This is a genomic window from Paenibacillus sp. MCAF9 (assembly GCF_052114265.1).
Classification (GTDB): Bacteria; Bacillota; Bacilli; order Paenibacillales; family Paenibacillaceae; genus Pristimantibacillus.
Window position 1 is genome coordinate 50,556 of record NZ_JBFREL010000009.1, and the last position, 23,260, is coordinate 73,815.

Annotated in this window: 19 protein-coding genes and 1 other RNA gene; 4 read left to right on the forward strand and 16 right to left on the reverse strand. The window is 44.2% G+C overall.

The features are described from left to right. Positions 1-29: 29 nt before the first annotated feature. Genes glgD through glgB form a run of 3 tightly spaced genes read right to left on the reverse strand, consistent with a single transcriptional unit; the run spans position 30 to position 4,229 of the window. Positions 30-1,142 carry a glucose-1-phosphate adenylyltransferase subunit GlgD gene (glgD, locus tag AB4Z45_RS16685; RefSeq protein WP_076266918.1) on the reverse strand — a complete coding sequence of 371 codons (1,113 nt, stop codon included), beginning with the start codon at positions 1,140-1,142 and terminating at the stop codon, positions 30-32. Further along, positions 1,139-2,305 carry a glucose-1-phosphate adenylyltransferase gene (locus AB4Z45_RS16690; RefSeq protein WP_441910426.1) on the reverse strand — a complete coding sequence of 389 codons (1,167 nt, stop codon included), beginning with the start codon at positions 2,303-2,305 and terminating at the stop codon, positions 1,139-1,141. Before AB4Z45_RS16690 ends, glgD begins: the two co-directional genes overlap by 4 nt. Positions 2,306-2,321: 16 nt before the next feature. Continuing rightward, entirely contained in the window at positions 2,322-4,229 is a 1,908-nt protein-coding gene (gene glgB, locus AB4Z45_RS16695; RefSeq protein ID WP_441910427.1) for a 1,4-alpha-glucan branching protein GlgB, read from the reverse strand. A gap of 698 nt (positions 4,230-4,927) precedes the next feature. Here glgB and AB4Z45_RS16700 point away from each other — a divergent pair. Then, a complete protein-coding gene (locus tag AB4Z45_RS16700; protein ID WP_441910428.1) occupies positions 4,928-5,821 on the forward strand; it encodes a PAS domain-containing protein in 894 nt (297 codons plus the stop codon). Between the two features lie 2 nt (positions 5,822-5,823). On the opposite strand, the gene helD is transcribed toward AB4Z45_RS16700, so the two are convergent. Continuing rightward, complete coding sequence (helD, locus tag AB4Z45_RS16705; protein WP_441910429.1) at positions 5,824-8,151, reverse strand: RNA polymerase recycling motor HelD; 2,328 nt, start codon at positions 8,149-8,151, stop codon at positions 5,824-5,826. A gap of 240 nt (positions 8,152-8,391) precedes the next feature. Between helD and AB4Z45_RS16710 the strand changes: the two genes are divergently transcribed. Further along, positions 8,392-9,117 carry a queuosine precursor transporter gene (locus AB4Z45_RS16710; protein ID WP_441910430.1) on the forward strand — a complete coding sequence of 242 codons (726 nt, stop codon included), beginning with the start codon at positions 8,392-8,394 and terminating at the stop codon, positions 9,115-9,117. A 91-nt stretch (positions 9,118-9,208) separates the two neighbouring features. Here AB4Z45_RS16710 and AB4Z45_RS16715 read toward each other — a convergent pair whose 3' ends face one another. Together AB4Z45_RS16715 and AB4Z45_RS16720 are read right to left on the reverse strand one after the other, a co-directional pair. Next, positions 9,209-11,533: an alpha/beta hydrolase gene (locus AB4Z45_RS16715; protein WP_441910431.1), complete on the reverse strand. Its 2,325-nt coding sequence runs from the start codon at positions 11,531-11,533 to the stop codon at positions 9,209-9,211. Then, entirely contained in the window at positions 11,524-12,312 is a 789-nt protein-coding gene (locus tag AB4Z45_RS16720) for an ABC transporter ATP-binding protein (protein WP_441910432.1), read from the reverse strand. The genes AB4Z45_RS16715 and AB4Z45_RS16720 overlap by 10 nt, the downstream gene beginning before the upstream one ends. A gap of 157 nt (positions 12,313-12,469) precedes the next feature. On the opposite strand from AB4Z45_RS16720, the gene AB4Z45_RS16725 reads away from it, so the two are divergent. Continuing rightward, entirely contained in the window at positions 12,470-13,099 is a 630-nt protein-coding gene (locus AB4Z45_RS16725) for a GTP pyrophosphokinase (RefSeq protein WP_076266910.1), read from the forward strand. Between the two features lie 47 nt (positions 13,100-13,146). On the opposite strand, the gene AB4Z45_RS16730 is transcribed toward AB4Z45_RS16725, so the two are convergent. The 3 genes from AB4Z45_RS16730 to AB4Z45_RS16740 are packed head-to-tail and all read right to left on the reverse strand — an operon-like array spanning position 13,147 to position 14,343. Further along, entirely contained in the window at positions 13,147-13,569 is a 423-nt protein-coding gene (locus AB4Z45_RS16730; RefSeq protein ID WP_441910433.1) for a DUF308 domain-containing protein, read from the reverse strand. A gap of 6 nt (positions 13,570-13,575) precedes the next feature. After that, positions 13,576-13,788 carry a DUF1540 domain-containing protein gene (locus tag AB4Z45_RS16735; RefSeq protein WP_441910434.1) on the reverse strand — a complete coding sequence of 71 codons (213 nt, stop codon included), beginning with the start codon at positions 13,786-13,788 and terminating at the stop codon, positions 13,576-13,578. A gap of 54 nt (positions 13,789-13,842) precedes the next feature. Next, positions 13,843-14,343 (reverse strand): YpuI family protein, encoded by a 501-nt coding sequence (locus tag AB4Z45_RS16740; RefSeq protein WP_076266908.1) that lies wholly within the window; start codon positions 14,341-14,343, stop codon positions 13,843-13,845. A 184-nt stretch (positions 14,344-14,527) separates the two neighbouring features. Between AB4Z45_RS16740 and AB4Z45_RS16745 the strand changes: the two genes are divergently transcribed. Continuing rightward, complete coding sequence (locus AB4Z45_RS16745) at positions 14,528-16,375, forward strand: S8 family peptidase (RefSeq protein WP_441910435.1); 1,848 nt, start codon at positions 14,528-14,530, stop codon at positions 16,373-16,375. Positions 16,376-16,442: 67 nt separating this feature from the next. Here the strand turns inward: AB4Z45_RS16745 and rnpB are convergent. The 7 genes from rnpB to AB4Z45_RS16780 form a co-directional block, all read right to left on the reverse strand. Then, positions 16,443-16,849: RNase P RNA component class A (gene rnpB, locus AB4Z45_RS16750), an RNA gene on the reverse strand. A 77-nt stretch (positions 16,850-16,926) separates the two neighbouring features. Further along, positions 16,927-18,048 carry a Nif3-like dinuclear metal center hexameric protein gene (locus tag AB4Z45_RS16755; RefSeq protein ID WP_441910436.1) on the reverse strand — a complete coding sequence of 374 codons (1,122 nt, stop codon included), beginning with the start codon at positions 18,046-18,048 and terminating at the stop codon, positions 16,927-16,929. Next, positions 18,024-18,797 (reverse strand): tRNA (adenine(22)-N(1))-methyltransferase, encoded by a 774-nt coding sequence (locus tag AB4Z45_RS16760; protein ID WP_441910437.1) that lies wholly within the window; start codon positions 18,795-18,797, stop codon positions 18,024-18,026. The genes AB4Z45_RS16755 and AB4Z45_RS16760 overlap by 25 nt, the downstream gene beginning before the upstream one ends. Beyond that, positions 18,797-19,633, reverse strand: a complete 837-nt coding sequence (locus AB4Z45_RS16765) for a hypothetical protein (protein ID WP_441910438.1) — start codon at positions 19,631-19,633, stop codon at positions 18,797-18,799. The genes AB4Z45_RS16760 and AB4Z45_RS16765 overlap by 1 nt, the downstream gene beginning before the upstream one ends. Before the next feature lie 121 nt (positions 19,634-19,754). Continuing rightward, entirely contained in the window at positions 19,755-20,885 is a 1,131-nt protein-coding gene (gene rpoD, locus AB4Z45_RS16770; RefSeq protein WP_053376806.1) for an RNA polymerase sigma factor RpoD, read from the reverse strand. An 18-nt stretch (positions 20,886-20,903) separates the two neighbouring features. Next, positions 20,904-22,757, reverse strand: a complete 1,854-nt coding sequence (dnaG, locus tag AB4Z45_RS16775; protein WP_441910439.1) for a DNA primase — start codon at positions 22,755-22,757, stop codon at positions 20,904-20,906. Positions 22,758-22,798: 41 nt separating this feature from the next. Beyond that, positions 22,799-23,248, reverse strand: a complete 450-nt coding sequence (locus AB4Z45_RS16780; protein ID WP_339209682.1) for a YaiI/YqxD family protein — start codon at positions 23,246-23,248, stop codon at positions 22,799-22,801. Positions 23,249-23,260 lie beyond the last annotated feature (12 nt).

Genomic DNA, 23,260 nt, shown 5'->3' on the forward strand with positions numbered 1-23,260 from the left:
GAATAGGATGAGCGTAACGATTGCTTATATTAAATAATTTTCCGTTTTCCTGCTAAGAATGGCGAGCTTGCCGCTCCCCTAATATCACGATCCGCTTCAACGCGAACGTCTTTATCCAAAATACTGTGCTGTAAAAAGCTATTTTCTCCGATAACGCCATTTTGCATAACGATGCTATTGCTTACGATAGCGCCCTTCTGTACATGTACGCCGCGGAAAATAATGCTGTTCACTACGGTACCTTCAATACGGCAGCCGTTTGCAATTAACGAATTCGTAACTTTGGAATTACCCAAATACCGGGCAGGCGGCTCATCCTTAACCTTCGTAAATATAGAACCCGGCTGATAAAATAGTTCCTTCCAAACATCCGGATCTAATAAATTCATATTATTGCGATAATAGCTGCTAAGCGTATTAACTACACCCAAATATCCCTCATACATATACCCATATACATTAAGCTGATTCAATCTAGAGAATATCGCGTGGCGAACCAGATGATCCTGGCCTTGAGCAAGCGAGGTCTCTACTAGTTCCATCAGCAGCTCTTTGCGCATAACGTACATTTCCATAGAATTGATGTCACTAGACATCCGGCCATAGTGATCTTGAATGGCAGTGATTCTGCCTTCGTCATTCAACTTCACTTTACGAGCTTTGCCCATTAATATATCAGCCTGCTGCTTGCACACAACGGTGATGTCAGCTTCCCGCTCCAAATGAAAATCGATAACCTTCTCGAAATCGATATTGCAAACCATGTGGCTGCGTGTAATGACAACATAGTCGAGTGATGACCGATTAAAATAATCACGCTGTTGATAGAAATGGTACAAATCTCCACGGCTAATTTCCTGAATGTCGTCAGTTGCTGGCGGGAGCACAAATAATCCGCTTTGACGATGCTGCAAATCCCAATGCTTTCCTGAACCCAAATGATCCATAAGTGAGCGGTATTTCGTATGCGCAAAAACGGCAACCTTGGAGATTCCGGAGTTAACCATGCTCGACAGTACAAAATCAATCAAACGATATCTCGCGCCAAAGGGGACAGTAGCAAGGCAGCGGCTTTGTGTTAAATGCTCCAGCTCATCAGTTTCATGAATTAAATTGATGACGCCCATGACTTTATGCTTCATGAGTGCTCCACCTCCTGCAGCAAATGTTCGTTCGTTACATATTGATCCACTGCAATAACGGTAATGGCATCATCATCTGGGCTTCCAATCGTTACACCCGCTTGAATGACGGCTCCTTCGCCAATAATCGCTCTATAAATGCGTGCGCCTTCGCCTATTCTTACATTAGGCATGACGACTGATTCCGTAATGACTGTGTTTTTGGCTGCTTTGACGCCGTAGAACAATACCGAGCGATCAACAACCCCTTCAATCATGCACCCTTCTGTTATTAAAGAAGAAGATATCTGTGCACTTGCGCCAATATGTTGTGCTGGCTGATTTGGATTTACCGAATAAATGCGCCAATCGGCATCGGCAAGCTCAAGCGGAGGCTCATCGGCGAGTAAATCCATATTCGCTTCCCAAAGACTCTCGATTGTACCAACATCTTTCCAATAGCCCTTGAACGGATAAGAATGCAGCCGTTTTCCGTCTCTCATCATGGCTGGAATAAGATCCTTGCCAAAATCGTGGCTGGAGCTGCGGCTTGCTTCGTCATATATCAAATACTTTTGGAGCTCGGACCATGTAAAAATGTAAACGCCCATGGAAGCGATGTTGCTAGTCGGGTTTTTCGGTTTTTCCTCAAAAGCCGTAATTCGATCCTCATCATCGATGTGCATAACACCAAAACGGCTTGCTTCTTTCCAATCTACCTCAATCCCGGCAATCGTCACGTCTGCTCCTGAACGCTTATGATGCTGGAGCATTAAATCATAATCCATTTTGTAAATGTGGTCTCCTGAAATGATAAGTACATACTCAGGATTGTAAGGTTCAATAAAGGACATATTTTGATAAATTGCATTTGCCGTGCCTTTATACCATACGCCGCCTTTTTGTTTCATAAATGGCGGCAAAATGGTCATGCCGCCATCGCGGCGGTCAAGTCCCCATGGACTGCCAATGCCAAGATAACGATTGAGCTCCAGCGGTTGATATTGCGTCAGTACGCCCACAGTGTCAATTCCCGAGTGTGCGCAATTGCTTAACGTAAAATCAATTATTCTGTATTTGCCGCCAAAATAGACTGCAGGCTTAGCTAAATCCTTTGTCAGCACGCCCAGCCTTTTCCCTTCGCCTCCTGCAAGCAGCATAGCGATCATTTCTTTTCGGCCCATGGACACCAACTCCCTCTCAAATTGTGTTCCCCGGATCTAAGCTGAAGATCTGGAATGTCAGGGGGGGTAAGTGAAGCGTAATGCTTTGATTGTGACCGTGCCAAGCGACGTTTTCACTAGTGTAGCCTTGTTGTGCCTGTGTTACCGTTCCGCCAAATGGCTTCTCATTGCTATTTATTAAAGAGCTGTAGAAACCTGGCTCTGGAACACCAATACGGAACTGTTTATAATCGTTTCTAGAAAAATTAGCAATAACAACGGAGAAATCAGTATTTCCGCGGCGGATAAAGGATATGACGGATTGTGCTGCATTATGAACATCAATCCATTCGAAGCAATCCGCCTGGCTGTCTCTCTCCCATAATGAAGGCTGATCAGTATAGATATGATTAAGAGCTTTCACATAATGGTGCATGCTGCGATGCATATCATATTCGAGCAGCATCCAATCCAGCATGTCGGCGTCCTTCCATTCATCGAACTGCCCCCATTCACTGCCCATAAACAACAGCTTCTTACCAGGATGCGTAATCCAATAGCCGTAGAACAAACGTAATTGTGCGAATTTCTCTTCGTAGCTTCCAGGCATTTTGTTTAGCAGAGAACGTTTGCCGTGGACAACTTCATCGTGCGATAGAGGCAATACATAGTTTTCCGAAAAAGCATAAAGGAGTGAGAATGTAATGAGATGGTGATGATGCGAACGTTCAGCCGGATCCAGTGCCATATAACGCAGCATATCGTTCATCCAGCCCATATTCCATTTAAAATTAAATCCGAGGCCGCCTTTGTAGGTAGGTGATGTAACAGCGGGCCATGCGGAAGAATCTTCTGCGAGCATCAAGGTATCGGGGTAATAATGAAACACAGTTTCATTAAGCTTCTTAAGGAAGCGGAGAGCATCTAGGTTGTCTGGGCCGCCCAGATAGTTGTAAGTATGCATTTCCGGCGGTTTGTCCATGTGTAAATTGATCATGCTGGCGACAGCATCAACACGCAACCCATCAATGTGAAATAAGTCCATCCAGTAGATGGCATTTGAAATAAGAAAGCTGACGACTTCTTTTTTCTCGAAATCGAAGGCAAGCGTCCCCCAGAGCGGCTTCTCCGCTCGATTGGCATCTGCCCCTTCAAAAATAGGTGTTCCATCAAAGAGACGCAGCCCATGATCATCTTTGCAGAAATGTCCGGGAACCCAATCCAAAATAACACCGAGTCCATGCTGGTGGCATTTGTCTACAAATCGCATCAGCTGCTTCGGAGATCCGTAACGACTCGTCGCTGCATAAAAGCCCGTAATCTGATAGCCCCAAGATTGATCTAGAGGATGCTCAGACAGCGGCATAAGCTCGATATGCGTATAACCCATTTCAGCTGTATACGGGATCAAGTCATCTGCTAATTCCTCGTACGTGTAATAATCCTCTTTGCCTTTAATTTTCCACGAACCTGCATGCACCTCATAAATGAGCAGCGGATTCGTGTATGGAGGAAGCTCGCGCTTTTTCTCCTGCCATTTTGCATCATCCCATTTGTAGCCGTCTAAATGCGATACAATGGATGCCGTTCCAGGCCGACGCTCTGCAAAAAAAGCGTACGGATCAGCTTTTCTAATGGTTTTGCCTTCTATGGTTACAATCTCATACTTGTATAATTCGCCTTCACCAATGCCAGGGACAAACAAGCTGTAGACGCCAGTCGTTCCGATCCTTGCCATTGCATGACGATTGCCAATCCATTTGTTGAATTTGCCAATAACCCGAACCTCAGCTGCGTTTGGTGCCCAAACCGTAAATCGAACACCTTTTTTACCATCCATTTCAACACGGTGGGCACCCATAAAACGGTAACTGTGGTATGAACTTCCTTCGTTGAATAAATAGAGATCCTTCATGGATAATCCGATAGGTGCCGTTTGAACCATTCTTGCTTTCACCCCCTGTTGGATGATTAATTACAAGTACTTTAATCATCTAAACACGAATCACTTTATCCACATTATACATGGTTTTGAAAAAAAACACAGTCGTTTTCATAGATTTCGACAATAATAATTAATCCGTGTCAGATTACGTAACATCAATCTTTTTCAGGACTCAGCGTTCGCTGTATGTAATAATGTTTAGCACAAAAACCTTTCGTTTTTGAGAGTTGAGTACATTTAATCCATTTGCAATTGGTAACTTGTTTCACTCTGCGCGGTCTTACAATGGAAGGATCACCGTGACGCAGCAAACGTTGATGGTGCATTGCACATAAATCTTTGGCTTTGATCGGCTTCGTACAGTTTTCTATGATGCAATGGTTCATATTCTGTCTCCCCTGTGTGTTAGCCTTCTGCTCATTTTTTCCACTTGAGGCTGTCTGCTTTCATATTATCGGGAAACGGAATGAGAATAAAGCCTGCTGGCGGAGTGTTACAGTTGATTTAGATTCAACTTATGACTATTTGCACCATAAAGGTATCGTTTCAGCGATCAAGTTTAATTAATTAAACTTATGAAACACTTTTGAAACATAATACGAAATGCCAAATTCATTGACTTGTTTGTTTAGAACGACTATTTTATACTTTTATTTGATTATAGGGTCGTGGAATGGGTTTAAGAGGAGTGTTTCGTATTGTCGGTTTACCATCATATCTTTCAGATCATGAATCAGCCTATGCTGCTAATGAGTCAAAATGAAATAGAGGTGCGCATAGAGGATGCGAACCAAGCTTTCCTTAGATTATGCGGTTATACGCTAAAAGAGCTGCAATCCAAAAAAAGCAGCTATTTGCTTCATAAATACAAGATCAACATTTCAAGGCAAGTGATGAGAAGCGAAGTTATTATTTACACCAAATCGAAACGAAAAATTTCTGTACGCATTGACCTGCAGCCTTTGCCAAGGAGCATTGATAATAAACTCCTTTATGCCTTCATTATATTCGAAGATCTATCACCATACAATTGGATTGAACAGCAAGCAGAAAGAAATAAAGTGTTGATCAGCGGAATTATTGATAGACATCATCATGTGCGTTTTCTAAGAGACAGGCTTGCTCCCTTTCAAATTGAGCCTAACCAGCAAATGCAGGACGAAACGCTGCTGCAATTTATTGCGGAAACGGATCATGGTAAAATTTTAAAAATAATACAAGAGGCTCACCTGCAAAAAAAAGAGCGCAGTCTTACGATTAAGACAAGCAAGCTAAGCGGAATCGAGTTTGAGTTGTCCGTTTCGTTTACACCCATTATTGACGGATTTGGCGACGTACTTGAGTTTGCATTCGTCATCTGGGATCTGCGTCCTATCGATGATTGTATCGAAGCTTCGATGAAACTGCGCATATGGATGGCCAAAAGAGATATAACCGTCGGTTATCTATCCTCATCAACCGGTATTTCCATTCAAACCATTTCCAAGCTCCGCAACGGGAAAATATTGAAGCCCCAAAGACTTACAGCAGAGCTGATAGCTTCGGAGCTTCAAGTGGATGTTCATGAAATTTGGTCAGAGATTAGAAAATAAGGTTAACTGATGAACGGCGTGAGCTCACCAGTATGGAAAATATGGAGCTCATGCATCGCTCTCGTACACGCCGTGTAGAACAGCTTTCTTTCGCTTTCACGTGAATAGATCTCATAGCTAGCATTGCTAATGACAACTGCATCAAACTCGACGCCTTTGGCTAAATAAGTAGGAATCACAATAATTCCTTTTTCAAACGTAACGGTTTCCTTTTCTACAAGGCGGAGCTTTGGAAAGTATGGCTGCAAAGACGCATGCATGCGTTTGCTTTCTTCCGCCGTTTTACATATGACCGCAATCGATTGATAACCGCCCAGCAGCAGCTGATTCATTCTCTCCTGCATTACCTCTATGAGCTGCATTTCGCTATCTGCTTTAGTGATTGTTGGTTCAGCGCCATCTCGGTTGAAGGCCTCTATCTGATCACCGCCTTCAATCATTCGGCTGGTGAATGACACAATCGGCTTCGTCGAGCGATAGCTTCTTGTTAAAATGATCTGCTCCGTCTCCTCCTCGCTATAGAGCTCAGATAACGGCTCAAAACCATTACCTGTTACAGCGTGAGCAAATATGGACTGATTGAGATCACCCAACACGGTCATTTTGCAGTTTGGAAAAATACGTTTTAAATAGTGGTACTGAAAAGGTGAATAGTCCTGCGCTTCATCAATAAATAAATGTTTAACCAATGTATTCGTTTGAAATCCTTCAAGCTTTTCTTTTAAATATAAATATGGAGTAGCATCCTCATAATAAATCTCTTTCTGATTGAGCTTTGCAATCGTTTGCTCACTAATTTCATTCCATTTTTCAGGTACTTGATGATCGCTGTTTTTAAATCGATCCAATATATTCGCATTATCCTCGAATAGTCTCTTATAAATCCCCGGCACATCCAAAAACAATAATTGCTTCACTCGTCTGCGCAGCTTCTTGAATTTTTTCTGCACAACCATCGCGGCTAAATAATCACGTTCGGCGTCAAAATCGTCAAATGTGTTTCCTGCAAAATGTTTTTTCCGTTCCAGATCTTCAAACGCCTTCGCATACGCCTCTTGATCCAGAAGCTCGATCTGTTCCTGAACCCAGTCCTGATCCCGTTCTTCACGGCTTAACCTCGTCAGCTCTTTCAGAATCCATTCCGCCGTAAGGCGTATCCGGTTTCCAATGGAAGACGAGCGCTCCAAACTGTAAAACTGCTCCGAGATTGCTGCTGCAGAAATCAATTTTCGTCCCATAAACGTAATTGCTTTAAAAGCTAGCCCCTCTTGACCAAGCTCGGCAGCATAATGATCAATCAAATGCATGAACGAATTGCTTGATTTATAAGTAATTCCAGCTATTCTCGCATCATAGCCTTGTTCATTAACCGCTGCGAGCGTATATTCCATTTGTGAGAATGGGTCCTCCAGGGCAAACGTTTGTCCTAGCCTGTGCTCGAGATATTGCTGATAGGTCGTTTGCTGCATATTTTGCTCGCCAAGTTCAGGCAATACGGTCGCCACATAACTGTTAAACATTGGGTTTGGTGAGAATAAAACGATTTGGTTCGCATTTAACCAGCCGCGATACCGATAAAGCAAATAGGCCACTCGTTGAAGCGCGGCTGACGTTTTTCCGCTGCCCGCAGCTCCTTGAACGATAAGAAGCCTTGCGCGCTCGTTGCGAATGATGCGATTTTGCTCGCGCTGAATCGTAGCTACAATGCTTTTCATTTGGGCATCAGACTGCTTGCCTAACACTTCCTGAAGCAGCTCATCCCCGATTGTGACACCTGTGTCGAACATACTGCGAATTTCAGCATCACGTATAATAAATTGACGCTTAAGCGACATTTCGCCCTTAATCGATCCGCTTGGTGTTTCGTACTGCACAGGACCCGGGCCATAATCGTAATAAAGACTCGACACGGGAGCCCGCCAGTCATAGATAAGGTACTCATATCCGCTTTCATCCAGCAAGGAGCCTACACCTAAATAAATCGGCTCTGATTTGAACTGCCCCTCCTCCTGGAGATCAATTCGACCGAAGTATGGAGAATGCTCAAGCTTATAAAGTGTTTTTAGCTGTTCCTCAGCATGGCGATGGCTTCTTTCACGCTCTGAGAGTACCTCTGCTTGCTGCTTCATGCTGGCATGCGACTCTGCTGATTCCGCCGCATCCTCAAAATTTAGTGTTACATCATCCCAAAAATTACGTCGGAAATCAACGATATCCTCGCGTATGCCGCCAAGCTGATTGTTGAATTGTTCTATCCGAGTGCGGATGAGATCCGTCACGTCAATGACACGCTGCTGCTCTTGTTCCAATTGTTCGTTAGAATTAGTCACTTTACCACTCCTTAACTATTAGTAAGGTTAACCAAGTCTTTGGCATACCATGTTTTAAAACGTAACATCCATTTTACCATCTTCTGCCGCCTAAATGAAACAACAATCAAAAGTTATTGCTCCGCTCCTAAGAAGCGTTTATAATGACAAAGGCAGAAAAACAACTCAGAAGTCTTATTAGTCAAGCAATTCGCGGTTCGAAAACTCCCGCGTTATCAAAACTAGGAGGTAACAAGAAACATGTTTAATTTATGGTTTGGCGCGATCTTCATGCTCGTGCATTTTTCGTTATTTCTTCTTTCGTATCGTTTTTTTGGCCGGGTAGGCATTTACGCTTGGATAGGAATGGCTACCGTGTTAGCCAACATTCAAGTCGTCAAAACAATCGATATCCATGCCTTCGGCATGATTATTGCTATAACGCTTGGCAATACGATGTACGGAACTATCTACTTGGCGTCAGATCTTCTTAATGAAAAGTATGGCGAAAAAGCGGCCAAAAGAGCCGTTTGGTTCGGATTCTTCACGCTTATTACTTCGACCATTATTATGCAGATGGCGCTTCTTTTTAATCCGTTAAATGAAGAATTTCCTCTGCAGGTTCAAGGTGCTATGGAAACGTTATTCGGACTAATGCCAAGAATTGCACTAGCAAGCTTATGCGCATATTTTGTGAGCCAATTTTTGGACGTCAAAATTTACTCCACTTTAAAACGTTTATGTCCGGCTCCTAATCAGCTCTGGATTCGTAATAATGGGAGTACTATGGTAAGTCAGCTAGTCGATACATTCATATTTTGCACCATTGCTTTTGCAGGCGCACCAGGCTATAGCAGCAAGCTTTGGCTCTCTATTTTCTTATCGACTTATGTCATCAAATTTATCGTATCCCTTTGTTCGACACCATTCTTATATGCTGCAAGAAACTTTACCTTTAAAGAAGAAAAGGAAAGTCTTCCGGTCTGATGCCATCTGGACAAGCTCGTAACTTATGATTCATATAAGGTTGTAAAAGCGGGATGCCAACTGCCAGGCATCCCGCTTTCCTATTAACTCACTATGATGTAAACCCAATATCATCTATCATTACTTTTCCTGATCCACTTACGAAACGAAACGTAATTCGGCTAATCTCATCCGCTTTTATCGCTAATCCGTCTGAGCTGAACAGCTCAAGCGGCAGCGTGTAGGTTTGAAATATAGGCTCCGAAGATTCTTTGTATTTCTCATCCTTAATGCGCTCCTCCAGCCAAGGGAAAGCCATAAAAGCAGTATACGTTGGCGGCGCCACAGGCATAACTTTATCTAAGCCTAGCTCTATACTCTCGCCTTCAGTCGTCGTAAGCTCAATCTCTATGACCGGCAGCGGCGGCGGTTCAGTGAGTTCTAATGCGTTATTAGCAGCATCCGCTTTGTCTTTATCCTCTACAGCAAGCAAGTCACGTTCAAGATTTGCCATCGAAAATACAAGATTGCCCTCCGTTATTTCTGCGGCTTGATCAATCGTTTTTGGCGATAATTCCAAAGCATATTCCGCCCCAGGCTCCGACCATTCCAGCTCAATTCCTTTTGTACCTTTGTTTTTGCCATCGCGGTCTTCAGCTGATGCGATGCTCCAATCGATCATTCCAGCAACGCTCGCCTTGCCGCCATTCTTCAGCGCTGTTTTTTGCTTGCCATCATCATACCTAGCAATCTCTGTAAAATCGGACGATTCAAATCGATTGGTATACGCAGTATTTGGGAGCCAATCAAGTCCAGACCGATAATCTTCAAAAAGCTGCTTATAGCTGTTTTCTCCTAGCAAAGTAGCTTGCAAAAATGCGGATACATACACTTTGGAAACTTGACGCTGATCCTCAGCTGCAAGCAGCTCCTTACGACTCAAAAACAGGCCTCCCGGCGGACGCTCATCCATTCTCCCCCAATCAGAATTAAATTGACTGTGATTAGCATCCGCGATATAAAGAGCTGCCTTAAACTTATCTGTTGACTCTTGGAACTTCGTTCTGCTGTACTGTCGATCACCGTAAAAATTGTTTACATCCGCATCTCGCGCCCCTTGAAGCGTCAAGTAATTTACATCTGTCAGCTGAGCCGATTTATTATCGACTTGCTTATCTGTTGGTGCGATTGCCACAACAGACTCGATTACAACATCATTTAAGCTCTCTAATGTTTTGTCGTCTTTAAACCAGCGATCCGCATCAGAAGCCATAGCTACTGCTTGGCCGCCGCGAGAATGACCAACTAATGCAACCCTGCTTAAGTCAACTTTTCCGGTAAAAGGATTGCCGACTTCTTCGTTCAACTGTTTAATTTGCTGCAAATGCTTAAGAAGTACCCAAGCGCGTACTTTCATATCATTATTAGGTATACCTGACCAAACGGAATAGTTTAAAAAATTCTCATCTACTGAAATGGCTATTATGCCTTGGCTAGCAAGCAGCTCTCCCAAATAGCCATAACCCCCATCAGAGAAATCCTCCATCAAATGATTGCCATGTACGATAAGTGCAATTGGATATGGTCCTTCACCCTCCGGCATCCAGACACGCCCATTTAAAGGCAGAGCATGCTCGTCAAATCCCCAAAATTTTGTTTTCAGTTTTGACCATTCTGTAATATAAGCTGAAGCATCAACTGCCGTAGATCGAACATCAACCTCTTTGCCAAAAATGACTCTATGCTTATCCAGCCCGCTTCCGTAAGTGAAAGCCTGAAATGCAAACTTCCCATTCTCAGCTGGATCAGGCGCATTTATTGTATTGCGAATGGAATCACTGTCCAGCAAGGCGTCAGCCGTTTGAGACATAGCTGCAGTTCCTGGCCAATAAACAAACAGATAGCTGATCGCTGCAACAGAAGCTGCTCCCACCATAATCAAAAATTTGCTCCGTCGCTTTATTTTCAACTTTAAGAGGATACCGAGCAAACAGCCCGCAGCAGCCCCTATGATGGTGAAAGCTAACGCAATGATAATCGACATGAGTATGCCTAGCTCAGCATAATACAAAATCAGATAAGCCTCTATCGAAGCGTATGTCCATACAGCCGCAAGTCTGCGCGGTATAGGTAAATACAACATTGAATATATAAATGATAGCAAGTTCGCTGCTAGACTCATAGCAACGATATTCAAAATTAAAAAAAGTAAAATATCAATTGTCGTACCAAGTCCAGTCGGCATGCCAAGGGCGGCTGCCGTCATCGCTAGTGACGCAAATAGAGCTGTGCTTCCTGTAGCAATTCTCGCTATATAATGATCTCGTTCATTTCTAAGCTCGAATCGGTTTTTTAACCAAGCCATTATTTTTTTCCATCTTTTTGGCTCAGGAGGCTGCTGCAGCTGAAACTGCGGCTCTTGCAATACTAATTCCATAAATCCCCCTCAACAGTAATCCAGTTTCGGCTATGACGCTTCTCGATATGGACAGGCACTCCAAAAAAATCACTCATAAGTGCGGATGTCAGCACCTCAGAAGTGTCATTTGCTGCAAATACCTTTCCCTTCTTAATTAAAAGCGTTTTTGCAAAGCAAGGCAATATCTCTTCCACGTGATGGGTCACGTAAATAATGGTAGGAGCATTCTGCTCGCCTGCCACACCAGCTATCATCTGGAGCAGCTGCTCGCGTGCAAATACATCAAGGCCTGTACACGGCTCATCCAGTATTAACAGCTTCGGAGAAGCCATCAGCGCCCTTGCGATCAACACTCGCTGCTTCTCTCCTTGTGACAGCGTGTTGTAGGTTCGCTCCATTAAAGCTGTACAGCCAAGTGTTCTCATTAATTCTTCTGCTTGGATCATGTCAGCAGAATCGGTTTGATCATACAGTCCAATTGTTGCAAATTTGCCGCTAAGAACAATTTTCAGAGCAGTCTCAGAGCCATATAGCTTTTGCTGCAATGAAGTACTAACCCAACCAATGCTTTTTCTCAGCTCGCGCAAATCAAATTCTCCGAATTTTTTTCCAAGAACCGCCATACTGCCTTCAGAAGGCCATATATAGCCGTTAATCATATTCAGCAATGTTGTTTTGCCAGACCCGTTCAGTCCAAGCAAACACCAATGCTCTCCTTCGTTTACTTTCCAGCTTATTTGTTCCAAAATTTTATTGTTATTTTGTTCCCACGATACGTTATGAATGTCAATGATCATGATTAACTCTCCCGTCTGTTGACTTTTAAGTATGCTATAAATTTGACTTGGCATATAATATCGACCATTATAATAATACAACGATTCTCGCTTAAGTCGAAACCGTTCCAGCTAATAATCACATATATATAATTGTTATATCAGGAGTGATCTGCGTATGAAAACGAATCAACTAAAGCAATGGGCTCATTTTTTTCTAACTTATAAATTTGCGCTCGATGCTGTAGAAACAAAACTTAACATTCTAAATGAAGAATTTCAATTTATTCATGATTACAATCCGATCGAGCATATGAAGACCAGAATCAAAGCGCCAGAGAGCGTCATGCAGAAGCTTCAGCGTAAAGGACTCCCTATTACTCTTGAGGATGCCAAAGAGCATATTCGGGATATTGCTGGTGTGCGCGTAATCTGTTCCTTCTCTACCGATATTTATCAAATCGTCGACATGATTAGCAAGCAAAGCGACGTGCGCGTCGTTGAGCTCAAGGATTATGTCATCAACCCGAAGCCAAATGGTTATCAGAGCATTCATTTGCTAATTGAAATACCTGTCTTCCTTACCGATCGAACCGAAAATGTGCTTGTAGAAATTCAAATTCGAACGATTGCCATGGATTTCTGGGCAAGTCTCGAGCATAAGATCTATTATAAATTTAATGAGCAAATTCCGCTACATATACAACAGCAGCTCAAAGGCTCTGCCGATATGATTCATCTCTTGGATCGGGAGATGCTTGCTTTGAATGTGGAAGTACAAAAGCACCGTGAGCAAGCTCTAAAATAAAAAAAGCTCCATCCCGATTTACCGGGAAGGAGCTTTTTTTTATTCGGTTAGGTGATCGCGTAATAAAAAGGGACGATAATTAAATTTAACATTAATGCAATAGCTCCGATCGCCATAGACCAACCGCCTAGTCCGCGTGCGCCTTGTCGGTATGCTATAAAGCCAAGTACGACTGATGTTGCACCAATGAGTACAGGCCATAGAAACCAAGACGCAATTGCAAACACAAGTGATACCCATCCAAGAGCATAACCTCCGGACTCGGCATCTGCATGTGCCCGCTCTTCTCTCTCCTCATAACGGTCTTCTCTGCGCTCCGTATGAACCGCTGGATTGCTTATTGCAAAATCAGCAGCCATTTCTTCATTTACATCAATCAAGCGATCCGTCCCCACAACTGGATGGCTTGTTCGTTCCGATCGATCTCGATCATCCAACAATTGTTTATAATCGTCTTCATATTTACCCATCGACCTTCACTCCTTTGGTTTAAAGGTAAGGCAGCATGTTGACTTTGATTGTTCAGCTTGATCTTGATGAAATAGTCCGAGGTCATCCGCAGCAAATTCTTCTTTAAAATTGGCGCCTGCATGTTGATCGATTTCGATGTTGATTTCACTAGCTCCACAATTATTGCCATCTTTCCAGAAGTTGCAGTTAGCGACACTACAAGACACGCCTTTTGGCATAAAAAAATCACCTCCACTATCAAGTTTCCCTGACCGGAGGTGATTCATTCTGCCTTATTTTTGTCCTTGCATACGACGCTGAGTCATGTAATCATTTTCGTAATACGCTAATTCATCACGCAGTTCTTCAAAAACCTTGGAAACACTAAGTACGATACCACGAGAATCACGATTCGGTTTAAAGCGGAAACGAATCGCATCTTGGCCAGTATAAGCATAACGGCCATCTTCAGAATAACATTCGTTCTTCGGATAGAAAAACGCGCTTACGCATTGATGGTAAACCTCATACAGCACGCGTTCCGCATAATCTGTATCAAAATTGGGCCGTCTGAGCAATACTCCCAGCTTTTCAACCGAGACTTCAGAAAAGACCAATAAATGTCTCAAATCGGATAAAAGGCCTTTGTAAAAAGTATGTGCTTCTTCTCCATCATCTTCGCCGGTTAATTGGGGCAAGGAATTGTTATTCAGAAACGGTTCCAGTTGGCTTAACGCATCCTTTAGCTTTGTGCGAGTTGATTCCGTTAGTGCTTTGACGTTGGCAGTTGGCATATAGGTAGTTCCCCTTTCATAATCCAAACACACGTAAAAACTACAATCATCACTATCGTACCACAAATTACATTTAAGTGGTACTGGCGATTCACGCTTTCGTTCGCATATTTTAAGCCTTGGAATCCGAACCTATAGATTAGACTTAGCTCTAATTTAGAACGATCAATGGAGGGTTTCAGGCATGCATAGAAAATGGATTGGTGGCCTTACAATTTTAGCCTTAGCTGCTCTGCTTATACCAATGACGCCGATATTTGCCCCTAAAGACGTGAAAAAACCGCCGCAAACGTCTAGTTTTTCTGCAAAACGCGAGCATACGCTCAAAATTGCTGCACTGCAATCCGATATGAAAGCGACAGCGATGCTTTGCTCCACGGAGTGCTCCAAAGATTTTCAAAAGCTGATGAGCTCCAGTATGGGATCAAAAAACGAAGCTGATCAACAAATCAAGCATATGATGCATGAGCATGCGCACATGGCTTATATTAGCTGGATTTCGGGCAATCGCAGCGTTGATCGAGGAGCCCTTCCACAAACAGAGGATCAGAAAGTCAAATCTTATGTTTCTGAAGCAAAATCACAAGTTAGCAAAGGAGCCAAGTTTGAATCCCCTTCTTTCACGGCCAAAAATGGAAGCCGTTATATGGTGCTGGGTGTGCCAGACTCCAAGCATAGTGGAATCGGTGTTGTCGGTGTAATCAAACAAGATATTTTGAAATCCGTAGAGCATCATCAAAAGCGCAACCTTAGACTTGTACCTTATCCGGCTGAAGGAAATTACAAAATCGAATCAGTGAAACCAAACTCAACGATCGATACGACTGTTCGTACTGGCGAGGATAACGGAAATGCCAGTCATTATCATGTTCGCGACGTTGTTGTCCATTTCGTTAAGCCTCTTTCGGGCAGCGAGCTTGAACAGGTAAAACGCGATATAAATGCGGAGTGGGTTAAACAAGTCGGGGATACTTTTATTTTCCGCTCAAGAAATATTGAAACGGATCAGCTCGTCCGTTATTTCAAGCAAACGTGGAATACCGAATATACAGAACCACATTATTTGTATATGACAAATGAGAGCTCAGCCGCAATCGTTCCAAATGACGCTTTGTACTCAGAGTATCAATGGAATTTGCCTTCAATTGAGACGGAAAAGGGCTGGAGTTTATCTAAAGGCAGCGACAAGGTTATTATTGCTGTGCTTGATACCGGCGTGCAAAGCAATCATCCGGATTTGAAGGGTAAGCTTGCTGAAGGCAAAAATATTGTAGATGAAAATGCGGCTCCCGATGATGATGTTGGCCACGGAACCCATGTATCTGGCATCATTGGCGCTACCGTTAACAATAATGAAGGTGTTGCCGGTTTATCATGGTACAACAAAATTATGCCTGTTAAAGTATTGGACAGCAGCGGTGCAGGCTCCACTTATTCCGTTGCTCAAGGTATTATTTGGGCCGTCGATCATGGAGCCAAGGTCATTAATATGAGCTTAGGCAACTATGCGCAGGCAGATTTTCTTCACGACGCGATTAAATACGCCTATGACCATGACGTCGTCATGATTGCAGCCAGCGGCAACGATAATACGGATCGACCGGGTTATCCAGCCGCATATCCGGAAGTATTCGCTGTTGCGGCTACCAACAGCAGCAAAGAAAAAGCTTCATTTTCTAACTATGGCGACTATATAGACGTTGCTGCACCTGGCGACAGTATTGCGAGCACCTATCCTGGAAGTCAATATGCGGCATTGTCCGGCACATCTATGGCAAGTCCCCATGTTGCGGCATTGGCAGGATTGATTCGGTCCATTAATCCTGAGCTATCCAACGTTGAGGTTATGGAAATTATGAGAAAATCAGCTATTGATTTAGGCGCCAAAGGAAAAGACGATTTTTTTGGCTATGGAGAAATCGATGTTGATAAAGCGCTGCAAGCTGCTTCAAAATACGGTGGAGCGCTGCAAACTTATCCCGATCAGGTAAAAAGAAGGCTTGATCGGATTATGAATAAGTACGGGAAGTAATTCAGCAAACACAATAAAGCACCCATCGCATGCGATGGGTGCTCTTTGTTTGTAAGTGTAAGGTCGTGCGGAAAGTTTGTCGTAAGCCGGGTTCTGTACTTCTGGTGGTCCAAACGGGAACGACCCTCCCACGATGAAGCGACAATCATCTATCTAGGCCGTACATTGCTATACGGCTCCAGCAACCAACCCGGACGCGCCTCAGGCTAAGGCTGCAGCTTAGGGGCTGCGGCGTCCTCTCGGTCTTGCTCCAGATGGGGTTTACCAGGAACGTAGTCACCTATGCTCCTCGTGGTCTCTTACACCACGGTTCCACCCTTACCTGTTCCGGCTAAAAGCCGGCCATCGGCGGTCCATTTCTGTGGCACTATCCTTCAGCTCGCGCTGACTGGACGTTATCCAGCATCCTGCCCTGCGGAGCCCGGACTTTCCTCTCGCGGCAACAAGGCCGCCAGCGATTGTCTGTCAAACTTTCCGTGGCATCGTTAAGTATACAAGGTATTTCATAAAAGCTCAACCCTCAATGTCATTCCAATCTAACAATAATTTAACTATACAAAAGTAAACGGTTCTGTGCTCAAGGAAGAAGCAACCGCTGTCGTTTCATATTTACTGCTCACAAGCTGTTCATTCAACCAATTTGCAACCTTCTGCTTCATCACTTTTTCAATGTTATGACCAGGGTCGATGATCGTCATTCCTGCAGCCAGCGCATCATGTGCCGTGTGATAATCAATATCTCCAGTAACAAGCACATCAGCACCGGAAAATACAGCATGGCGTACATACTTGCCGCCTGCTCCTCCGAGTACAGCGGCTTTGCGAATGACTCGGTCGAGTGCTCCAATTACTCTCACTGCTGGAACATCAAACAATTGCTTCGCTTGTTCTGCAAGCTCACCCAGTGTCGTCGGCTCGGCTAGCTTGCCGACTCTGCCCAGTCCAAATGATCTGCCCTTTAAATCGACTGAATATAAATCATAAGCAACCTCTTCATACGGATGTGCTTTGAGCATAGATTGGACCGTTTTACGGTGGACACTGTGAGGCACGATCGTTTCAATCCGAATCTCATCAGCATGCTCCAGCTTTCCTTCCTCGCCAATGAACGGGTTCGTTCCTTGTCCAGGAATAAATGTTCCTGTCCCCTTTATATTGAAGCTGCAGTTGCTGTAGCTGCCAATTTTACCTGCTCCTGCACGCCACATAGCCTCAAGTACTTGCTCGTGATGGCTCTCTGGTACAAATACAACAAGCTTGTACAGCTTATCCGTATGTACTTCCTCCAAACACTGACGGTTATCCGGCACGATACCGATTAAATCAGCGAGCCAATCATTTATTCCGCCATCTGCCACATCAAGATTGGTATGTGAAATATAAACGGCAATGTCGTTTTTGATAAGCTTCTCGTATAGGCGCCCTGCCGCAGTTGATGTATCCAGCTTGGCAAGCGGCCGATATATGATCGCATGATGAGCGATAATAAGCTCAGCACCTTGCTCGATCGCTTCATCAACAACAGCATCCGTCACATCCAATGCAACGAGGATCTTCTTAATCGGTTTATTTAATGTGCCAAGCTGCAAGCCGATTTTGTCATTCTCAACCGCATAATGCTTAGGCGCAAGCTGCTCCATTAACTGGATCACGGTTTGTCCATTGGCAAGCATTGTAAAACCTCCTCAATCACGTTCATCTCCGACTGAAACTGCTCGCGTTTACTCGCTGATTCTGCAAGTTCTGATCCAGCCAGCTGATCACAAATACGCTCAAGTTTATTCAGCTCATGACGCCATTTTTTAAGTAATACAGGCTGAGGCTCGCGAAGCAAATGCGGACCCATTTGCTTCAAAACACCAAATAGCTTGTCAGCCGCAAGCTTAACATTCAAGAAGCTGCCATCATAAAGCTCGCTATTGCGCGCTTTAGCATCCGATGCACGTATGGCGTGCATCACTTCATAAATTTTTCCGTCTTCTTCGAGAATGCTTTCTGCAGCTAAATACCAATTATGCTTCAATAGCCATTCGCGTACGACTTCTTCACCTACATTAGGCTGCAGCACAAGCTCTACAACCCCTTCTAGCTTGCCCGCCGCATGGCCTGCCTCCAATATATCGCTCATAAGGCTGCCGCCCATACCGGCGATTGTGACTGTGTCAGCCTCACCAGGCTGAAGCACGTTCAGGCCATCGCCTTGTCGGACTGTCAAACGAGCAGTCATTCCAGCAGCAGCACCTTGCTTCTTCGCTGCCTCATAGGGACCGAGGTTCAGCTCTCCTGCGATCGCTGTAGGGCACTTATCGATTTGCAGCAAATATACGGGGAGCATCGCATGATCCGAGCCAATATCAGCTACACGCGAGCCCGTGGTTACGTAATCTGCAATCTTCTGCAGACGCCTTGATAGTTTTAACATTATACAACCCACACCATCCATTGTTTTCGCATTGAAAATAATATTATGCCGCCTATCGCTATTTTGACAATGAGCTGCAGCTGCAACAGAATCGCGTCATTTACGAACATGACCGAGTATAGCTCAGGCATAAACCACACGAGCGCGCAGGTTGCAAACAGAACAGCAGATACCGGCTTCGACCAGCGATGTACAAACCAACTGCTCCAGCCAAATAAACAAGCGATAGGCAGCCAGTACAGCTGCACCTCATACCATTTCGAATCCAGCATAAATTGTGACAGCAGCCACGCATAAACAAGTATAGCCGCCAACCATCCACTTAAATGAAGGGCAGGAATGCGAGCCTTAATTCCGTAAACAACCCAAAAGATCGAACAAAAGGCTAATAAGCTTGTTTTCCAGCCCCAATGATCAATAGCATGCAAATTCAACATATACAATCCCCCGCCTAGAAGGAGGAGCATTCCCGTACTTGTTATTGCCAATCCAGCTGACTCATTGCGGCTGCGAAGTCGCTGTCCCGTAAGTAAAAAAACAGCCACCGCGCCGACCACAACAGCCATTTGCAATAACGGATGAAATTCGTTAAAATAAAGCACAACAAAGGAAATTAAGGTAAAAGTTCCAAATGTAAGTAGCCATTGCATACCTGTTGCTCGTTGTACTGCAGCGATTGCTTTTCCAACTGTATGATGCTGTTCTTTAGTTGTTTGGATCGTATCTTGATCAGCATACAAATTCAGCAGAAAGTCACAATATTGATCTGGCAGCAGCTTGCTTCGGCGCCAATGATCAATTTCTTTCACGATAATTTGCCGACGATCCTGATTCATAAAATCCCGCTATCCTTTCGGTCGACTTGTCTGCACAAGTCCGTATGTATGAGGTTGGCATTTTAGAAAAAAGACCTCGCTGCACGAGCAGAAAGGTCAATATACTAAACATCAAGTTTTTTTATTCGAGGAAATCTTTCAAACGTTTGCTGCGGCTTGGATGACGCAGCTTGCGAAGTGCTTTGGCTTCAATTTGACGAATACGCTCACGCGTAACACCAAATACTTTGCCAACTTCTTCAAGCGTTCTCGTGCGTCCATCATCAAGTCCGAAGCGAAGACGAAGTACATTTTCTTCTCTTTCAGTCAATGTATCGAGTACGTCTTCCAGTTGCTCTTTAAGCAGCTCATACGCAGCAGCATCTGCTGGAGCAAGAGCTTCTTGGTCTTCAATGAAATCACCTAGGTGAGAATCATCTTCTTCCCCGATTGGAGTTTCAAGCGATACCGGTTCTTGTGCGATCTTCATAATCTCGCGAACCTTCTCGGTGCTTAGCTCCATCTCCGCAGCAATTTCCTCCGGTGTCGGTTCGCGTCCAAGTTCTTGGAGCAATTGACGTGATACTCTAATTAGCTTGTTAATCGTTTCCACCATATGAACCGGGATACGAATGGTTCGTGCTTGGTCGGCAATGGCGCGAGTAATCGCTTGACGAATCCACCATGTTGCATACGTACTGAATTTGAAGCCCTTCTGATGGTCAAACTTCTCAACTGCTTTAATAAGTCCCATATTGCCCTCTTGAATCAAATCAAGGAACAACATGCCTCTACCTACATAACGTTTAGCAATACTGACAACAAGCCGCAGGTTCGCTTCCGCAAGTCTACGTTTTGCTTCCTCGTCACCATTCTCGATACGTTGTGCAAGTTCAACCTCATCATCTGCAGAAAGAAGTGGAACCCGACCGATTTCTTTTAAATACATACGTACCGGGTCATTAATTTTTATACCCGGCGGCAAAGCTAGATCATCATCAAAGTTAAAGTCGTCCTGTTCGCGCTCTTGCTCTTCCCCTTGGGCAGCGAGTGGATTTTCTTCGTCATTTTCGTTCAGTACCTCAATCCCAAAATCATCGAGCTGTTCGAAAAATTCATCAATTTGTTCAGGGTCTTGATCGAACGGAGCCAACTTATCCATAATTTCTTTATACGTCAAAGATGACCTCTTTTTGCCTTGCTCAATCAATTGGTCCTTCACATGATCCAGTTTTTGTTCGGTATCTAGTTCAGTATGTTGATCATTCGCCATATTCCGACTCCCTCCCCCCTAGAAACGATCTTCCTGTCGTCCTTTGAGCTGTCTCTCTAGGGTTATAATCTCACTTGCTATTTGTGCTGCTGCCAAAAAATCTCCGGTACGCTCAGCACGCACCATTTCTTCTTTCTTGCGTTCAATATCACGATACTGCGGTACTTTAATAATGTCCTGGATATATGCGTCCATCATCGTATCATCGAACGGAAAGTCACCGTCCATCATCAAAATCGATGCAGCTGTACGTTCTAATCGGTCATCATGCAGCGTTGCAATAAAGCGGCTAACATCCGGATCATAGCCTTGAGCAAAATAAGCGTATAAATAAGCAGCAAGAGCTGCGTGATCCTCTACATTAAACGCATCGCCGAGTCGTTCATGAACCGATTGCGCTACCTCTCGATCCCGCATCATAACGTGCAGCAACCTTCGTTCTGCATGTGTGAAAGCAGGCATAAGAGTAGGTGGTCCAGACTTTCGGGGCTTTTCATTCCTACCATTATTCCACGAATTGTCGTTATTATCCCCTTGCGGTTTCTTTTTTTGCAGCTCCTGTCTAATTTGATGACAGTCCTGTTTCAAAGCATCCAGTGAGATTTCGAACTCTCGTGAAATTTCCTTCAGGTAGACCTCGCGTTCTGTTGAAGAATCAAGCTCTGCAACAATTTGTACCGCTTCAAGCAGATAGTTCTTTCTACCTTCTTCTTTTAGCAGTATATGGTTTTTCCTTGAATATATAAGCTTAAATTTTGTCACCGATACCGGTTGATCCATTATCTCTCGCAAGAAATACTCCGGACCATATTCGCTTATATAATCATCGGGATCCTTTCCTTTCGGAAGCATCGCCACCGATACTTTGAGGCCTGCGCTTTCAAGCATCGGAATTGATTTGAATGCTGCTGCTTGTCCTGCATCATCACCGTCATAACATACAATGACTTCTTCGGCTTGTCGTTTTAGAATAGCGCAATGTTCTTCGGTCAAAGCCGTTCCCATCGTAGCAATTCCATTTTTCACGCCAGCGCTCCATGATTTAATGACGTCCATGTAACCTTCAAACAATACAACTTGCTTACTCTTTCGAATAGATGGCCGCGCATAGTGCAGATTGTAAAGTGTTCTGCTTTTCGTAAACAGCATCGTTTCCGAGGTATTCAAGTATTTCGGCTGTCCTTCGCCTATAATGCGACCCGCAAACGCGGTAGCTTTGCCGTCTCGATCCCATATCGGAAACATAATGCGATTTCGAAACCGATCCACATATCCACTCCCGTCAGATTTAGCCGAAAGCAATCCGCCTTTTTCCATCAATGCAAGATCAAATCCACGATTCGTTAAAAACCGGGCCAGCAAGTCCCATTCCTCAGGAGCGTAACCAATCATAAAATGATCAATCAGCTTATCACTAAGTCCGCGATCGCGCAAATATTGCTTTGCCTCTTGTCCTTGCTTCGTGTTATTCAGCACATGATGATATAACTTAATTGTCAGTTCATGCGCCTCAATGATCTTGGCTCGGTCTGCATCATGCGGCGTGGATTTCACTCCATCTGGTGATGCCCAGGTTACAGGCATTCCCGCATCCATCGCCAGCACTCGAACAGCTTCAGGAAACGAATAACCTTCCATTTCCTCAAAAAAACGAATAACGTTGCCGCCCTTACCGCAGCCGTAGCAATGGTAAATTTGGAGCTCCGGCGTCACTGTAAATGAGGGAGTCTTCTCCGAGTGGAACGGACATAACCCCTTCATATATTTGCCGTGCTTCGTGAGATGAACATATTTCCCGACCGTCTCTACGATGTCATAATGCTTGCGAACCGCATCAATGACCTCTTCCGGTATTTTATTACCGTATGTCATCGTTCATCACCTTCATCCTAGTAACACGTAAATAATATTCGCTATACGTCATGGTTCTCCTGCTCATTTCGTAAAACTTTTGTCAACTTTTGTTGAAACCGTGCACGATCGTCGTTGTTCATCGCTTTTGGCCCTCTTGTTTTGCCTCCGGTACGGCGACGTTTCGCAAGTTCGTGTCTACGTTCCATCAAATAATCAATGTTCTCATCGGTATATTGTTCTCCGCGAGGAGACAATACGACAGCGCCTTTGCCGATTGCAATGCATGCCAGTCCAAAATCTTGTGTAACGACAATATCACCACGCACAATATGGTTCACAATGTATAGATCGACAGATTGATTGCTTCGGTCTACCTGTACAATATCCACTCCTGGCTGAGGCTCCAGCCGATGGTCGTGAGAAGCAACCATAAGCACTGCTACAGAAAAGAGTCTTGCCGTTTCACCTATTTCCGTTTTTACCGGACATGCATCCGCATCGACCACAATGGTAGGTTTTTG

Excerpts from the sequence above, each read along its gene's own strand:
- AB4Z45_RS16735 (WP_441910434.1), bottom strand. The coding sequence starts at position 13,788 with ATGCCAAAAGGCGTGTCTTGTAGTGTCGCTAACTGCAACTTCTGGAAA.
- dnaG (WP_441910439.1), bottom strand. The coding sequence starts at position 22,757 with ATGACATACGGTAATAAAATACCGGAAGAGGTCATTGATGCGGTTCGC.
- AB4Z45_RS16715 (WP_441910431.1), bottom strand. The coding sequence starts at position 11,533 with ATGGAATTAGTATTGCAAGAGCCGCAGTTTCAGCTGCAGCAGCCTCCT.
- AB4Z45_RS16760 (WP_441910437.1), bottom strand. The coding sequence starts at position 18,797 with ATGTTAAAACTATCAAGGCGTCTGCAGAAGATTGCAGATTACGTAACC.
- AB4Z45_RS16725 (WP_076266910.1), top strand. The coding sequence starts at position 12,470 with ATGAAAACGAATCAACTAAAGCAATGGGCTCATTTTTTTCTAACTTAT.
- glgB (WP_441910427.1), bottom strand. The coding sequence starts at position 4,229 with ATGGTTCAAACGGCACCTATCGGATTATCCATGAAGGATCTCTATTTA.
- AB4Z45_RS16710 (WP_441910430.1), top strand. The coding sequence starts at position 8,392 with ATGTTTAATTTATGGTTTGGCGCGATCTTCATGCTCGTGCATTTTTCG.
- AB4Z45_RS16730 (WP_441910433.1), bottom strand. The coding sequence starts at position 13,569 with ATGGGTAAATATGAAGACGATTATAAACAATTGTTGGATGATCGAGAT.
- AB4Z45_RS16720 (WP_441910432.1), bottom strand. The coding sequence starts at position 12,312 with ATGATCATTGACATTCATAACGTATCGTGGGAACAAAATAACAATAAA.
- AB4Z45_RS16745 (WP_441910435.1), top strand. The coding sequence starts at position 14,528 with ATGCATAGAAAATGGATTGGTGGCCTTACAATTTTAGCCTTAGCTGCT.
- AB4Z45_RS16755 (WP_441910436.1), bottom strand. The coding sequence starts at position 18,048 with ATGCTTGCCAATGGACAAACCGTGATCCAGTTAATGGAGCAGCTTGCG.
- AB4Z45_RS16690 (WP_441910426.1), bottom strand. The coding sequence starts at position 2,305 with ATGGGCCGAAAAGAAATGATCGCTATGCTGCTTGCAGGAGGCGAAGGG.
- AB4Z45_RS16740 (WP_076266908.1), bottom strand. The coding sequence starts at position 14,343 with ATGCCAACTGCCAACGTCAAAGCACTAACGGAATCAACTCGCACAAAG.
- glgD (WP_076266918.1), bottom strand. The coding sequence starts at position 1,142 with ATGAAGCATAAAGTCATGGGCGTCATCAATTTAATTCATGAAACTGAT.
- rpoD (WP_053376806.1), bottom strand. The coding sequence starts at position 20,885 with ATGGCGAATGATCAACATACTGAACTAGATACCGAACAAAAACTGGAT.
- AB4Z45_RS16765 (WP_441910438.1), bottom strand. The coding sequence starts at position 19,633 with ATGAATCAGGATCGTCGGCAAATTATCGTGAAAGAAATTGATCATTGG.